Annotated in this window: 16 protein-coding genes; all 16 read right to left on the bottom strand. The window is 71.5% G+C overall.

Going from position 1 to position 14269, the window contains the following annotated elements; translation table 11 throughout:
• Positions 1-41: 41 nt before the first annotated feature.
• The 16 genes from IEX13_RS11905 to IEX13_RS11830 are packed head-to-tail and all read right to left on the bottom strand — an operon-like array spanning position 42 to position 14265.
• Positions 42-983 carry a radical SAM/SPASM domain-containing protein gene (locus tag IEX13_RS11905; RefSeq protein ID WP_188664523.1) on the bottom strand — a complete coding sequence of 314 codons (942 nt, stop codon included), beginning with the start codon at positions 981-983 and terminating at the stop codon, positions 42-44.
• Positions 980-1855, bottom strand: a complete 876-nt coding sequence (locus IEX13_RS11900) for a glycosyltransferase family 2 protein (protein ID WP_229668540.1) — start codon at positions 1853-1855, stop codon at positions 980-982. Before IEX13_RS11900 ends, IEX13_RS11905 begins: the two co-directional genes overlap by 4 nt.
• Complete coding sequence (locus IEX13_RS11895; protein WP_188664521.1) at positions 1852-2691, bottom strand: class I SAM-dependent methyltransferase; 840 nt, start codon at positions 2689-2691, stop codon at positions 1852-1854. Before IEX13_RS11895 ends, IEX13_RS11900 begins: the two co-directional genes overlap by 4 nt.
• A 9-nt stretch (positions 2692-2700) precedes the next feature.
• Positions 2701-3558 (bottom strand): glycosyltransferase family 2 protein, encoded by an 858-nt coding sequence (locus IEX13_RS11890; RefSeq protein WP_188664519.1) that lies wholly within the window; start codon positions 3556-3558, stop codon positions 2701-2703.
• The gene (locus tag IEX13_RS11885; RefSeq protein ID WP_188664517.1) at positions 3555-4745 is read right to left on the bottom strand and encodes an ABC transporter ATP-binding protein; all 1191 of its coding nucleotides are present in this window, start codon (positions 4743-4745) and stop codon (positions 3555-3557) included. Before IEX13_RS11885 ends, IEX13_RS11890 begins: the two co-directional genes overlap by 4 nt.
• Positions 4742-5515 (bottom strand): ABC transporter permease, encoded by a 774-nt coding sequence (locus IEX13_RS11880; RefSeq protein ID WP_188664515.1) that lies wholly within the window; start codon positions 5513-5515, stop codon positions 4742-4744. The genes IEX13_RS11885 and IEX13_RS11880 overlap by 4 nt, the downstream gene beginning before the upstream one ends.
• 1 nt (position 5516) lies before the next feature.
• Complete coding sequence (gspD, locus tag IEX13_RS11875; RefSeq protein WP_188664513.1) at positions 5517-7694, bottom strand: type II secretion system secretin GspD; 2178 nt, start codon at positions 7692-7694, stop codon at positions 5517-5519.
• A 4-nt stretch (positions 7695-7698) separates the two neighbouring features.
• Positions 7699-8427 (bottom strand): hypothetical protein, encoded by a 729-nt coding sequence (locus IEX13_RS11870; RefSeq protein ID WP_188664511.1) that lies wholly within the window; start codon positions 8425-8427, stop codon positions 7699-7701.
• Positions 8420-9013: a type II secretion system protein GspM gene (gene gspM / locus IEX13_RS11865; protein ID WP_188664507.1), complete on the bottom strand. Its 594-nt coding sequence runs from the start codon at positions 9011-9013 to the stop codon at positions 8420-8422. The genes IEX13_RS11870 and gspM overlap by 8 nt, the downstream gene beginning before the upstream one ends.
• A complete protein-coding gene (locus tag IEX13_RS11860; RefSeq protein ID WP_188664504.1) occupies positions 8997-10130 on the bottom strand; it encodes a PilN domain-containing protein in 1134 nt (377 codons plus the stop codon). The genes gspM and IEX13_RS11860 overlap by 17 nt, the downstream gene beginning before the upstream one ends.
• Complete coding sequence (locus tag IEX13_RS11855) at positions 10130-11008, bottom strand: type II secretion system minor pseudopilin (RefSeq protein ID WP_188664501.1); 879 nt, start codon at positions 11006-11008, stop codon at positions 10130-10132. The genes IEX13_RS11860 and IEX13_RS11855 overlap by 1 nt, the downstream gene beginning before the upstream one ends.
• Positions 11005-11697 carry a prepilin-type N-terminal cleavage/methylation domain-containing protein gene (locus tag IEX13_RS11850; protein WP_188664498.1) on the bottom strand — a complete coding sequence of 231 codons (693 nt, stop codon included), beginning with the start codon at positions 11695-11697 and terminating at the stop codon, positions 11005-11007. The genes IEX13_RS11855 and IEX13_RS11850 overlap by 4 nt, the downstream gene beginning before the upstream one ends.
• Positions 11694-12149 (bottom strand): type IV pilus modification PilV family protein, encoded by a 456-nt coding sequence (locus IEX13_RS11845; protein ID WP_188664495.1) that lies wholly within the window; start codon positions 12147-12149, stop codon positions 11694-11696. Before IEX13_RS11845 ends, IEX13_RS11850 begins: the two co-directional genes overlap by 4 nt.
• On the bottom strand, positions 12146-12598 hold the full coding sequence (xpsH, locus tag IEX13_RS11840; RefSeq protein WP_188664492.1) for a type II secretion system protein XpsH: 453 nt from the start codon (positions 12596-12598) through the stop codon (positions 12146-12148). The genes IEX13_RS11845 and xpsH overlap by 4 nt, the downstream gene beginning before the upstream one ends.
• Before the next feature lie 18 nt (positions 12599-12616).
• Entirely contained in the window at positions 12617-13042 is a 426-nt protein-coding gene (gspG, locus tag IEX13_RS11835) for a type II secretion system major pseudopilin GspG (protein WP_229668539.1), read from the bottom strand.
• Positions 13043-13047: 5 nt separating this feature from the next.
• A complete protein-coding gene (locus tag IEX13_RS11830; RefSeq protein WP_188664489.1) occupies positions 13048-14265 on the bottom strand; it encodes a type II secretion system F family protein in 1218 nt (405 codons plus the stop codon).
• Between the last annotated feature and the right edge of the window lie 4 nt (positions 14266-14269).

The following is a 14269-nucleotide window of genomic DNA, read 5'->3' as shown; positions in this document are numbered from 1 at the left end:
ACGAGCCGTTCATATTCGCGGGCCCGCCTGCAGGGGGTCGGCTAGTTGTTGCCGCCGTCGAGCGCCGCGTCCTGCGGGGGGCCGGCGGCGCCGGCGGGGCCGACTTCGCAGCCGCCGCAAATGCGCATGCCGGCGCGGTTGTCGCGCAGTTCGCTGACGAAGCCGGCCCGGGCGGCGCCCGCCAGCACCTGGTTGTAGGTCTGCTCGCGCAGGTTGCCCAGGATGCCCGCCTGCGGGTGCACGCAGCAGGGCACCACGGTGCCGTCCGCGTCCATGTACAGCTGGTTCACCTCCCCGTCCCAGGGATGGTCGGTGAACTCCGCCGGGTCGGCCATGAACAGGCAAACCCCCTTGCCGGGCTGCGGGTCGCGGCCGGTCAGGTTCTGGCTTGATTCGGGCAGCCACATCCAGCGCCGGAAGCGCGGCGTCCAGCCCCGCGGCAGCAGGAAGGCGTTCCAGCGTTCGCGCGCGGCTTCGTCTTCGCACACGGTCATCGTGCGCAGCTCGATGTCGCTGCCGTGCTTGTCGCACAGCGCCTTGGTGCGCTCCAGGAACGCTTCCAGCTTCGACCACTGCGACGGCGGGCGCAGCCGTTCGTACTCTTCCGGCGTGCCGTCGCCGTCGCAGCTGACGATGATGCGGCTGAGCACGCCGCCGGCGATCGCCTTCTCGAAGTCGTCCCAGTAGACCTTCTGCGCGTTGGTCGAAAGCTCGACCTGCTCCACCGTCCAGCGCTGCCTGGGGATATGCGCCAGCAGCCCGGAGAGGTTCCGGTGCAGCAGCGGTTCGCCGAAGTTGAACAGGCGCAGCAGGTGGATCCGATCCACGTCGATGTTGGCCAGGATCGCCGCGAAGTCGGCTTCCGGCACCTGGCTGATCTTGGGCTGCAGGATCGAGTTCGGGCAGCCCAGGCAGCGCAGCTGGCAGCCGTGCACGATGTCCAGGTGGGCCAGGTAGATGCTGCGGGCGGGCGCGCGGTTCATCGCCATAGCTTACGGGCCAGCGCCAGCGGCAGGTGCAGCCACAGCGCCAGGAACAGCAGCGGCTGCAGCCACATCGGCGTGTGTTGCGCCTCGAACTTGCGGAAGTAGCGCCACATGCCGCGGTGTTTCTGCCATTCCACCCAGGCCGGGCGGCGGCGGCTGGACACGCCGCGCAGGTGGGTCACGGCCAGGTCGTTGACCACCAGCACCTCGTAGCCGGCCTGGCGCACGCGGCGGCACAGGTCCAGGTCTTCGGCGTGCAGGCGGTAGCCTTCGTCGAAGCCACCCAGGCGCACGAACAGCACCGCCGGCAGGAACATCAGCGCGCCGGACACGGCCTCCACCGGCTGCACCGCCTGGGCCGGGTCGCGGCCCAGGAACAGGTTGTCGCGGCGGCCGAGGGAAAACAGCTGCTCGCGCAGCGACGGGTCGCTGCGGCGCGAGGCCGGGTCGGGCGTGCCGTCCGGGTCGCGGTGTTCGACGCCCAGCAGGCCGGCGCCGGCGCGCACCATCGCCACGTCCGCCAGGCGGGTCAGCGTGTCGCGTTCGACGAAGGCGTCGGGATTGACGAAGGCGATCCACGGCTGGGCGATGGCCGTGGCGCCCTGGTTGCAGGCGGCGGCGAACCCGCGGTTGTCGGGATTGCGCACCAGGCCGATGCGCGGGTCGCGCCGGGCCAGGCGTTCGACGATGGCGCAGGTGTCATCCCGGGAAGCGTTGTCGACCACCATCACCCGCATCACATGCCTGGCCGCCAGCAGCGCGGACAGGCAGCGTTCGATGGTGGCGGCGCTGGCGTAGGTCACCACCACCACGCCGATGTCGCGGGCGCCGAAGTCCAGCGCGCCCTGGGGTGCGGGGGTCTGGCTCACGCTTCGCCCCGGAGCCGGGCCAGTGTGGCCTCGAGGTGGGCGATGTGGGCGGCGGCGGCGCGGTTGCGGCGCACTTGATCGCGGTAGTCGGCATAGACGCTTTCGGCCAGGTCGCCGTGCAGCGACAGCGCCGGCAGCGCGGCCAGGGTTTGCGGTTCGCGGGCGCAGGCGGCCAGCAGGTACATCGGCGCGTATACCAGGCCGGGCTGCAGGCCTTCGGGCGTGGCGGTGCTGGCCTCGGCCAGGCCGCCGCCGGCCAGGTCCCACAGCACCGACTGGAACAGCAGCTTCTGGCCGAACAGGCGCCGGGCCGGGAAGCGCGCCGCCAGCAGGGCTTCGAACTGGTCGCGGTAGAGCTCGCGCACGTGGTGCGGGTTCACTTCGCCGGTGAGGTCGGTGTAGACGCGCTTGTCCGGCGTGGACACCAGCAGCAGGCCGCCGGGCGCCAGCAGGCGGGCGAAGCCGTCGAGCAGTTGTTCCTGGGCCTGCACGTGTTCCAGGGTTTCGAAGCTCAGGATCAGGTCGAAGCTGGCGTCGGGCAGGTGGTCCAGGGCCGTGGCGTCGGCCTGTTCGTAGACCAGGCCCGGGATGTGGGCATAACGCGTGCGGGCGTGTTCGATGGTTTCGACGTCGGCGTCCAGGCCCAGCACCCGGCCACCGGCGCGGGCGATCAGGGCGCTGCCGTAACCCTCGCCGCAGGCGGCGTCGAGCACGCGCCGGCCGGTGGCCAGCGGCCGCGCCAGGGCGTAGCGGTGCCAGTGCTCGTAGGCGATCTCGCGGTCGCGCTCGGGTGTGTAGCGCTCGCCGGTGAACGGCAGGACGGGGTGTTCGGACATGGGCAGATGCTAGCCGAACAGGTCGCGCTGCGGGCCGGAACGCGCCAGTTTTTCAAGGTTTTCCTGCAGGCGCTGGCGGTGCGGGCGCAGCGGGTCGGCCATGATGAACCGGGCCACGCGCTCGTTGTAGTCGGGCCAGCGGGCCAGCAGGCGGGCCAGGTTGTCGCCGTTGGGTGCCAGGTCCAGCGGGCCGAAGGACGCATTGCCCAGGTGCACCACGTAGGCGGTTTCACACAGCACGTTGCGCCAGCCCATGGCGGCCGCGCGCAGGCAGAAGTCGTTTTCCTCGCCGTAGCCCGGGCCGAAGGTGGCGGCGTCGAAGCCCCCCAGCTGGCGCAGCGCGGCCCGGCGCAGGTACATGCAAAAGCCCACAGCGGTGGGCAGTTCGGGCAGGTCCGGGTCGGCGGTCAGCGCGGCGGCTTCGGCCAGGGAATCGGGGTCTTCGGGCACCGGATTGGCTTCGCAGAAACGCGGGAAGCTGCATATCTCGGCGTTGTTGGACCAGGGGGTGATGGTGGCGATGCGCGGGTCGCGGTCGGCGCAGCGGGCGATCTGCTGCAGCCAGCCGGGCGTAGTGACGGTGTCGGAATTGAGCAGCACCAGGTCGGCGTCGCCGGTTTCCCCGAAGGCGGCATTGCAGTTGGCCGGGAATCCCAGGTTCAGCTCGCGGCGCACGTAGTGGGCATCAAGGGCGCTGCGGTAACACCAGCCGCGTGCCATGGGATTGACGCGCGGGTCGGTGGAGGCGTCGTCGGCCAGCAGCACGGTGGTGCCGGCCGGCAGGGTGCGGTCGAGCGAGGCCAGGCAGGCGTCCAGCGCTTCGAGCGCGTTGTGGATCGGCACGATGACGGTGGGAAGGCGGCTCATGGCTCACCCCATCGGTGCGGCAGGCGCACCAGGCCGAACTCGCGTGATTCGCCGCGCACCACGATTTCGCGCTCGCGCTGGTCGAACAGGCGCAGGCCTTCGGCGTCCAGCGCCACCGCGCGCAGGCGGTAGCGGCCGGGCAGCAGCGGCAGCGCGTCGAAGCGTATCCGGAAGCCGAAGCGGCCATCCCCGAGGGATTCGGGCACGGCGCCGTCCATTTCCGAACTCACGCCATACACCGGCGTGCCATCGGCGTGCAGCCAGCCCAGCATGGCCACCGGGGCGCGGCCGTCGCGGCTGTGAAGTTCGAGTTCGCAGTCCAGGCCGGCGCCCTGCCCCAGCATCAGGGCGTCGCCGCTGTCGTCGCCCTGCAGGCGGAAAACCTGCACGCTGACCTCGCCAGGCAGACGCGGCGTGGTGGCGGTTTCACTGGCGACTTCGCCCGCTGATTTTTCCGCCTGGGCGGCTTCGTAGGCCTGGCTGACCTCGAACACGTCGCCCAGGGCATGCACCTTGCCGTCGCGCAGCCACAGCGCGCGCCGGCACAGCTTGCGCACGTGGTAGAGCGAATGCGACACCAGCAACAGGGTGCCGCCGCTGGCCAGGTAGTCGTCCAGCCAGCGGATGCACTTGCGCTGGAAGGCCTCGTCGCCAACCGCCAGCACTTCGTCGGTGACCAGCAGGGCCGGGCGCACCGCGGCGATGACGGCGAAACCCAGGCGCACCACCATGCCCGACGAATAGTGTTTCACCGGTTCGTCGAGGTAGGCGCCGATGTCGGCGAAGGCTTCGATTTCCGGCAGCTTTTCCGCCAGCGCGCGGGCGTCGAGCCCGTGCAGGGCCGCGGCCAGGCGCACGTTGTCGCGGCCGCTGAGTTCGGGGTGGAAACCGGCGCCCAGCTCGAGCAGCGCGCCGATGCGGCCGCGGGTGCGTACGCTGCCCGAGGTTGGCGTCAGCACGCCGGTGATCAGCTTCAGCAGGGTGGACTTGCCGGCGCCGTTTTCACCGATGATCGCCAACGATTCGCCGGGCTGCACGCTAAAGGCGATGTCCTCGAGCACGCTGGCGTGGCGCCGCGCCGGCCGGCCACGCACCACGTCCCACAGCGCCGCCAGGCGGTCGCCGCGATGGCCCAGCACCGGGTAGCGCTTGCACAGGGCGCGCACTTCGACCAGCGGCGTGCTCACAGGAAGTCCTCGAGGTGGGCGCGGCCGCGGCGCATCAGCCACTGCGCCAGCACCAGCAGCAGGCCCGCGACGGCCGCGCAGACGGCCAGGGCCTGCCAGTCCACCGGCGCGCCGGACAGTCCGGCACGGATGGCTTCCACCGGCACCGTCATCGGGTTCAGGACCAGCCAGGGCGACACCGCCGGCGGCAGCAGCGCGCGGTCGTAAAGCACCGGCGTCATGAAGAAGCCCAGCACCAGCAGCTGGCTGGTCAGCGCCGCGATGTCGCGCAGGAACACCTGCAGCACCGCCAGCAGGCGCGCCAGCGCCAGCGCCAGCACCGCCACCACGCCCAGGCCCGCGGCCAGCGCCGGCAGGCCCTTCCAGTCCATCGGCACGCCCCACAGCCACAGCGCCAGCAGCACGATCGCGAAACCCGCCAGCTCGATCAGCGTGGCGGCGGCGACCCGGGTGTCCACGTACAGGCCGTGCGGCACGGTGACCTTGCCGATCAGCGCGGCGTTGTCGGTCAGCGCGGTGACGCCGCGGTTGACGGCATTGGCCAGCAGGTTCCAGGGCCACAGGCCCAGGGCCAGGAAGGCGGCGTAGGGAAGTTCGCCGCCGCCCATCGCGCGCGCCGGCAGCAGCGCACCGAACACCCAGGCCAGCACCGCCAGCTGCAGCAGCGGCAGCAGCAGCAGCCAGGCGGCGCCGAGCAGGCTGCCGCGGTAGCGTTCCTCGAGCTCGCGTCGTAGCAGCTCGCGGAAAACCGCGCGGACGGCCGGACCCATGTCAGCGCGAATCGTCTTCCACGCGCAGCGGATCCAGCGCGCGGAAACGCTCGCCGTATTCGTCGGTGAGGCGACGGGCTTCGTTGGGATCGCGGATGACGCGCGGGGTGACCAGGATGATCACCTCGGTGCGCAGGTTGTCTTCGGTCTTGCGGCCGAACAGCGCACCCACCACCGGCAGACGGCTCAGGCCCGGGACGCCGTCGCTGCCCTTGAGCGAGCTGTCGCGGATGAGGCCGGCAAGCATGACGGTTTCGCCGCTCTGGATCGCCGCTTCGGTGACCAGGCTGCGCTTGTTGATCGGCAGGTTGCCGTTGTCGTCCGGCGTGTCGCCCGGCGAACTCACTTCCTGGTCGATCTCCATGAACACGGTGCCGTCGCGGCTGATACGCGGGGTGACAGTGAGGATGACACCGGTATCGAGGTACTGGACCTGGGTGAAGGTGCCGTTGCCGCCGGTGCCGTCACCGACGATCGGGTTGAAGCTGGTCGAATTGACCGGGATCTTGGTGCCGACGTCGAGTTTGGCCTCGGCGTTGTTGCGCACCACCACCGAGGGCGTGGACAGCACGCGCACGTTGGATTGGTTGTCCAGGGCCGAGATCACCGCCGCCGCGTTGCGGCCCAGGAAAGTCCAACCCAGGCCGTTCGCGCCGGTGATGCTGCCAGCGATGTCGCCCCAGATGTCGCGGCCCAGGGCGCTGGGCAGGTCGTTTTCGGTCACGGCCTGCTCGAAGAACCAGTTGACGCCGTAGCTGAGCTTGCCGCTGAGTTCGACCTCGACCACCTGCGCCTCGATATGCACCTGCAGCGGCATCGTGTCCAGGCGTTCGATGGTGCGGCGGATGGACTCCCACTGGCCCGGCGTCGCGCGCACCAGCAGCGCGTTGGATTCTTCGACCGCGCTCACCGACACGTCGTCCGAGGCACCCACGGCGATGCCGTCGCCGCCGCCGCGGCCGGCGGCCGCCGCTTGTTCGGCCGCCTTGGCGCGCGCGCCCGGGTCGGCGGCGTCGGGTGCCGGGGTGTTGATCGAACGGATCTGCACCGGCTCCAGGCCGGGCATCAGCGACGGCGGGCCGGCGGCATTACCGCCGCCGGACGCCGAATAACCGCCACCGAAGACCTGGCTGAGCTGTTCGGCCAGGTCGGTGGCCTTCATGTACAGCACTTCGTAGGTGTACAGGCGCGCGCCTTCGCCGCCGCCGGCGTCCAGGCGTTCGATCCACTTCTTGGCTTCATTGAGGTAGCGCGGCTGCGGCGTGATCACCAGCACCGCGTTCTGGCCCTGCAGGGGCATGAAGCGGAACATGCCCGACACCGGCGTATTGCCCTCGGCGCCGAAGATGGCTTCGAGTTCGCCGACCACGTCGTCGGCTTCGGCCGACAGCAGCGGGTACACGCCCACCGACATGCCCGACAGCCAGTCGACGTCGAAGATCTCGACGGTGCGCAGGTAGTTCTGCAGTTCGGCGCGGGTGCCGGCCAGCACGATCATGTTGCGGGCCGGGTCGGTGCTTACCACCGCATTGGGGCGCGCGTAGGGTTCGAGCAGCTTCTTCATCTCGTTGGCCGAGATGAACTGCAGCGGCACCGCCCGCACCTCGTAGCCGCGCGCGTTGCCGGCGCCGCCGGTGCGCGGCGACAGGTTGCCGGCGATGGCCTGCTCGGTCGGCAGCACGTTGTAGCGGCCGTCGAGCCAGACCAGGCGGGCGTTGTTCCAGCCCAGCACCATTTCCAGCAGGCCCAGGGCCTGGGCGGCATTGACCGGACGCGGCGTCGCCAGCGTCACCTGGCCCTGCACGCCCGGCGCGATGACGTAGTTCTGCTGCAGCAGGTCGCCCAGGATCACCTTCACCACGGCGTGCACGGGCTCGCCTTCGAAGTTGAAGGTGGCCTCGCCGGGCAGGTCCAGCGACGGCGGCGGCGCCGAGGCCACCTGCTCGTTGATGACCCGGCCGGTGCCGGGCGTGAGCTGCGCGGCATAAGGGTCGGGCGCCGTCCCGGCAGACGGATCGGCGCCGGCTTCGGGCGAGGTGGCTTCCCGGCTGACCACGGGCACGCCGGCCAGCGGGTCGGCGCCGCGGCGGACCACCGGCGAGGCCGGCGTGGCGCAGCCGGCCAGGAACACCAGCAGGGCCAGCACGACGAGGGGGGCGGGACGGAGTCGGAAATTCATCTGGCTACTCTACCTTCTGGCCTTCCCGCGCGGACTGCTCGCGCATTTGCGCGCGGCGGGCCTCGATGCGGCGGCGGATTGCTTCGACTTGCTGTTCTTCGCTCATGGCCTCGGCCTCCTTGGCCGGGGCGTCGGCCGTTGCCTCGGCCGGCGCGCCTTCCGGGGCCGGCTCGTCACCCCGGCGGCTGCGGCGGCCGTCCGCGGCCGGGGTTGGCCCGGCGGCGGCCCGCGGTCGCACCGGGTCGCCGCTGCCGTCGTAGAGGCGCAGGTCCAGCCGGCGCTGGCCTTCCGGGCCCTCGAAGACCGCGGCCCGCGGCTCCAGCGACACCAGTCGCCAGGCGGTGCCTTCGACCAGTTCGCCCTCGCGCACGCGCTCGTCGCGGCGGCCGTCGGGCGACTGCAGCATCGCGGCGCGGAACTCGCCGACGAGCAGGACGCCAGTCAGGGTGAAGTCCAGCGGCGCGTCCTGGTTGCCCGACTCGGACACCGCCACCGGGCGGCGGTTGGGAATAAGCAGTGGGCGCTGGGCGACCTCCGCGTACTGGCTGGGCGGGCCCAGGCGCGGGCTGCTGTCGGCCAGTTCCACCTGCGGCAGGGGCGGTGCCAGCGCGGCGTTGTCCGGGTGCGGTCCGAAGTTGGCGCCCAGGCCGGCGACGGCCAGCAGCAGCAGGGCCAGGGCCCAGGCCGCCAGGGCGGCCGGCAGCACGTTGACCGGGCGCAGGGACTCAATCACGGGCCACCCCCGGCACGTCCAGCAGGTAGCCGTAGAGATTGAAGTTCACGTCCACCGCCCCCGATTCCTGGGCGGACCCGAGGTAACTGGCGCGCGACAGCAGGTCGAGGTTGTCCACGAACAGCTGCGGGCTGCCGCTTTCGAGCGCATGCAGGACGGCCGCCAGCTCGGGCATGCCGCAGCGCAGTCGCACCTGCACGGTGGCGCGCACGAAGGGTTCGTCGCTGCGGCTTTCGGTGGGGGTGCGGGCGGTGATCTGGCAGCGCGAGGACTGCGGGCTGGCCTGCGACACCACCGACTCGAGCCGCTGCACCAGCGCGGCCGTGGCCAGCTGCCGGTTGGATTCAGGCAGGTAGGCGGTGTTGCCGGCTTCGAAGGCGCGCACGCGCTGGAGCTCGGCCTCCAGCGCCGGGCGCTGGGCGATTTCCATGCGCAGCATCAGGTGTTCGTCGCGCAGCCGGCCGATGTCGTCACCCATGGCCAGCATCGGTGCGGTGAACCACCAGTGCACCAGCACGAAGTAGGCAAGCGCGGCGATGGCCGCACCCACCAGCAGCCAGCGGGCGCGGTCAGCGGCCGGCGTCATTGGCAGCCTCCGGCGTGGCGCCGACCACGCGTGCGGTCAGGGTGAACCGGTCGCGGCCGGTGCGCGGATCGGCCTGCACCGCACCGGTGAGCGCGGGCTCCTCGAGCAGCGGGGAAGCCTGCAGCAGGCCCACCAGCGCCGGCGCGGCCCGGCTCTGGCCGACCATCACCAGCCGGCCGTCGTCCACGGTGAGCTTGTCCACCGAGGTGTCGTCGGGGATTCGGCGGGTGAGTTCGTCGAGCAGTTCGAGCATGGTCGGCCGGGCGGCGCGGCGCGTGGCCAGGAAGTTCGCGGCCTCGACCTTGGCCACCAGCTGGTTGCGCGCCAGGCGGGCTTGCCGGACCTCGAGCGTGGCATTGGCCACGTCCGCGCGCAGGTCGGCCAGGGCTTGGCTGCGGTTGTAGCGCACCAGGCCCAGGGCCAGCAGCAACGCCACCGCGGCCACGGCCACCAGGCCCAGGTTGAGCCGGCGCGACGGGTCGCTGCGGCGGGCGCGCTGGGTGTGCGCAAGCAGGTTGATGCCCAGGCCGCGGCCATCGGCGTCGCGCACGTCGGCGCCGGCCAGGCACGCGGCCAGGGGGGTGATGGCCTGCAGTTCCTGCTCGAGGCGGGCACGCGGCAGCACCAGCAGTTCCACCTGCAGGGACAGGCCGGCGGCGTCGCGGGCCAGGACGCGGCCTTCGAAGCTCACCTGGTCGGCGGAGAACGGCGTCTGGCGGTCGATTTCGTGGGCCAGCACGTCGCGCAGGCGCGGTTCGGCCGCGGCGGGAAGCGTCAGCGTGCGCCGAAGCACGGCGCTGGCCGGCAGCATCAGCCAGACGGGCGCCGGCGAATCGGCCAGCCGCCGGGCCAGGGCCTCGCGCAGCGCCAGGTCGGCCAGCGACACGTCGCCAAGCAGGCGTTCGCCGCTGGCGTCGGCCACGGACACCTGCAGCAGGTCGGCATCGCGATCGAGCAGCAGGCGGTGGGTTTCGCCCTGCAGCAGCGGGCGCAGGCCCGGCGGCAGCACGGCGCGCCAGGCGGCCGCGGCTTCGCGGCCCCAGCCGGGCAGCGGCGTGCGTGCCAGTCGCAGGCGCAAGGTTTCAAGCGATGTGGTCAGTCGATCGACAGCAGGCATCAGTCGGGTTCCCCTACCCGCCAGGCCAGCGGTGCGTAGAGCTGGCCGAAGCCCGCCGCCGCGCCGATTCGCACGGTGCTGGTGACTTCGACCGCCAGGCCGTCCGCACGGACGGCGCGGCTGGCGACACTATACGTGCCGGACCCGGCCGCGGCGAGGGCGCCGCCTTCGGGCGAGACCGGCAGCGGCAGGCCGGGCTGCCAGGCTGAACGCGCCTGGATCCAGGCCTCGGCGTCGGCCTGGCCCATGCCCAGGGCCAGCAGCACCGGCATCTGGGCGAAATCGCGCAGCGGCCTTGGCGACGCCGTGAACACCGTGACGTGGGGCACCAGGCGCGCGTAGACGTCGGCGTCCATGCCCAGCACCTGCTGCAGCTCGGACACGGTGTTGAAGGGCTGGTCCTTGGCGCCGTAGTCGAGCCCGGCGGCGGCGTAGTCCGGATCTTCGGCGCCGCCACCGATCGCCAGCAGGTCGTCGGTGTCGCGCCAGTCCTGGATGGCGCCGGCCAACTGCCGGGCCCGCAGCTCCTCCACGCCCAGGGCGATCATCAGCTCGGCCAACAGCGCTGCGTCGGCCGCGTTCAGGTCCACTTTCCCGGACTCGTCCAGCACCCGCACGTGCACCTTGTGGCCCGCGTAGTCGAAGGTGTTGGCGCGGCCGTCGGGAAACCAGCGGCGGGTCGGGTCGGCGTCGGCCAGGCGCAGTGCCGCGACCTCCAGGCCGGCCTCGGCCGCAAGCTGGCCGGCCAGGCGGGTGCGCAGGGCGCTGCCCTGCATGGACTCGATGCGGGCGCTGAAGGCGAACACCACCACCACGCCGGCCAGCAACAGCAGCAGCCAGATCACCAGCAGCAGCGCGGCGCCGCGCGAGCCCCTCATCGCACCGGCCCCGGGGTTTCGGGCGGGGGCGCCGGGTCGCCGGGGGAGAGCATGCCGGCGCCGGCACCCGGCGGCAGCGACTGCCCCAGCCGCGGTGCGGCGACGAAATCCGGCCAGCGCGCGCGCGGCTCGGTGAATTCAAGCTCCAGCCGCACCAGGCGGGGGATCCGCCCCACCGTTTCCCAGTCGGCCTGCCAGTCGCCGGCCTCGCCCGTTTCGTCCAGGGTGCGCACGGCGAAGCGGGCGTCGCGGATGCCCTCGAGCAGCACTTCCGGCGGGCGCTCGTGTTCGATCGGGCCTTCCGGGCTTAGCTGCTGGTGCTGGAACTCCAGGCGCAGGCCGCCGGCACCGCGCACCAGGCGGAATTCCTGCACGTGCGGGCCGCCGCGCGAAAGGTAACCGGGCATCGGCGCCACCAGGCGCAGATGGTCGGCGCTGGCTTCGAACACCGGCGCTTCCTCGCCGGCGCGGGGCACTTCCATCGGCAGCAGCAGCGCACCCTCGAGCTGGCGACGCAGGAAACCCTGGGCCGCGCGCAGGCGTTCGTTGCGCGCTGACTCGACTTCGGCCGCGGTGGTGGCGCGGGTGGCATTGCTGAGCGCGGCGAAGGCCAGGGCCATGCCGGCCGCCAGCAGCGCCGTGGCCATCATCACCTCGATCAGGCTGAAGCCGCGTGCGCACCGGGTCACGGCAGCGCCCCTTCGAGCATGGCCGGATAACGTGCGCGCAGGCTGGTGAAACGCAGCTGGCGGGCGTAGTCGTCTTCGCCCCAGCCCACGTCGAGCTGCAGCTGGTACAGCACGGGCGCATTGGGCATCACCCGGCCCGCGGTTTCAACCGGTTCGGCGCCCGGGATCTCCGGCGCCGCCGGCGCCGGGTCGGGCACTTCGGTGATCTCCAGGGTCCAGCGGTAGCGCCCGCGCGCGAACTCTCCGTGCTGCGTGCCCGGCTCGATCGCCGACAGCACGCCCTGCTCGGCCAGCAGGCTTTGCGCCAGCAGGGTGGCTTCGGTCGCGTCGCCGGAGGTGCGGACCTGGGCCAGGCCACCGCCGAGGATGGCGATGAGGATGCCCAGCGACACCGCCATCAGAACGAAGGCCAGCATGACTTCGATCAGGCTGAATCCACTCGTGCGCTTCATGCCGGGCCCTCGCCACGGCTCAGCGTTACTTCGCCGGTGAGCCAGGCGACGTCGACGCGCCAGGCGGCTTCACCGCGCTTGATGACGATGCGGCCGCCGGTGGCGGCGCCTTCCGGGAAAAAACGCACCGCGGCCTGGTCGCGCGCGGGGCGCTCTTCGCGGGCGGTGGTGGCGACCACGTCCAGGCCTTCGGGCAGCGTGCCCTTGCGGTCGTCGGCGCCCTGCCAGCTGCGCGTGTTCACGTCGATCACGAACACCTGCGGCCGGCCGGTGGCGATGGCGCGGGCGCGGGCGAAGCGCAGTTCGCCGGCGACGGTGCGGGCGGCGTCGTGCAATTCGCGGCCCGGCAGCTGCCGGCCAATGACCGTCGCGCCGATGCCGGCCAGGGTGGCGACCAGCACCAGCACCATCAGCAGTTCCAGCAGCGACATGCCGCGCGCGCGATTCATGGCGGCGTCGCCGGCCCGTCAGGGCTTGCGGATGTCCGCGTTGACGCTTTCGCCGCCCGGCTGCTGGTCGGCGCCCAGGCTGACCAGCTCGAAGGGGCCGTTGGTGCCGGGGCGGCGCAGCTCGATCGGCGTCTGCCAGGGGTCCTTGAGCTCCTCGGCCGTGGCGTAGGGGCCCAGCCAGTTCGGCTGGCCACCGCTGGTGACCAGCTGGTCGAGCGAATCGGGCAGGCGGCCGGTGTCCTGCCGGTAGGCGTCGACCTTCTGGGCCAGGGTGATCAGCTGGCTTTCGGTCAGCTTGACGTTGGCGCGGTCCTGGCCGCCCATGACGCGGCTGGTGATCAGGGCCAGCACGCCGCCGATCAGCACGATCACGATCATGATCTCGATCAGGCTCATGCCGCGCTGGCTGCGCGGGACGGAGAACTTGCGGGGCATTGCTTGCATGGTGGTCAGCCTATGGCGTTGGTGAGGTCGTAGATGGGCAGCAGCACGGAGAGGATGATCACCGCGACCACCACCGTCATCAGGATGGTCAGGGCCGGCACCAGCGCCGCCATCAGCCGGTCGAGCGCGTTGCTGGTTTCCTGGTCGAAGGTGTCGGCCACCTTCAGCAGCATGGTATCGAGTTCACCTGACTCTTCACCCACCTGGATCATCTGAACGGCCAGGCGGGGGAAACACTTCTGCCGGCCCAGGGCATAACCCAGGCCGTTGCCGGTCTTGACGTCTTCGGCGGCCACCTCGACGGCGTCGGCCAGCACCCGGTTCGACAGCACCGGGCGCGACAGGTTCAGCGCGTTCAGCAAAGGTACGCCGTTGCGCACCAGGGTGCCCAGGGTGCGCGCCAGGCGGGCGGTGTCCAGGCGCGCCACGAGGTCGCCGACATAGCGCAGGCGCAGCAGCCGCGCATCGATGGCGCGGCGGGCGTCGGGCTCGCGCAGGCGCACCGCCAGCCACAGGCCGGCGCCCGCCACCCCGATCGCCACCAGCCACCACCAGGCCCGCATGAACAGGCTCATGTGCAGCACGGCTTCGGAATACCAGGGCAGGTCGGCGTTCATGCTTTCGAACAGCTCCTGGAACTGCGGCACCACCACGGCCATCAGGAAGGCCACCGAGGCGAACACCATCACCACCAGGATCACCGGGTAGATGAGGGCGTTGACCACCCGGCCGCGCAGCTTGGCATTGCGTTCGAGGTAGTCGGCCAGCCGGCCCAGGGATTCGTGCACGTTGCCGCCGGCCTCGCCCGCGCGCACCAGGTTCACGTACAGGCGCGAGAACACCCCGTGTTGCTGTTCAAGCGCCGTCGACAGCGGCGTGCCGCCGCGCACGGCCTCGCGGATGCGTTCGACCACGCGCCGGGCCTGGGCGGTTTCGGGCAGTTCGAGCAGGATGCCCAGGGCGCGGTCCAGGGGCTGGCCGGCCCCGAGCAGCGTGGCCAGCTGCTGGGTGAACTGCAGCACCTGGTCTTCGTCGAAGTCCTTTCGCCGCCACGGGGGTGTCCAGCCGACACCGGCGCCGTCTTCGTCGGCGCGGCGGGCTTCGACCGGCAGGTGGCCCTGTTCCTGCAGGCGCACGATCACTTCGTCGGCGCTCACGGCCTCCATCTGGCCTTCGAGCGTTTCGCCGACGGTGGACAGGGCCTTGTAGCGGAACAGCGGCATCGGC

It is taken from the genome of Arenimonas soli (assembly GCF_014643775.1).
GTDB lineage: Bacteria > Pseudomonadota > Gammaproteobacteria > Xanthomonadales > Xanthomonadaceae > Arenimonas > Arenimonas soli.
The sequence above is the reverse complement of the archived record's forward strand: the minus strand, read 5'-3'. Positions and strand labels throughout refer to the sequence as shown.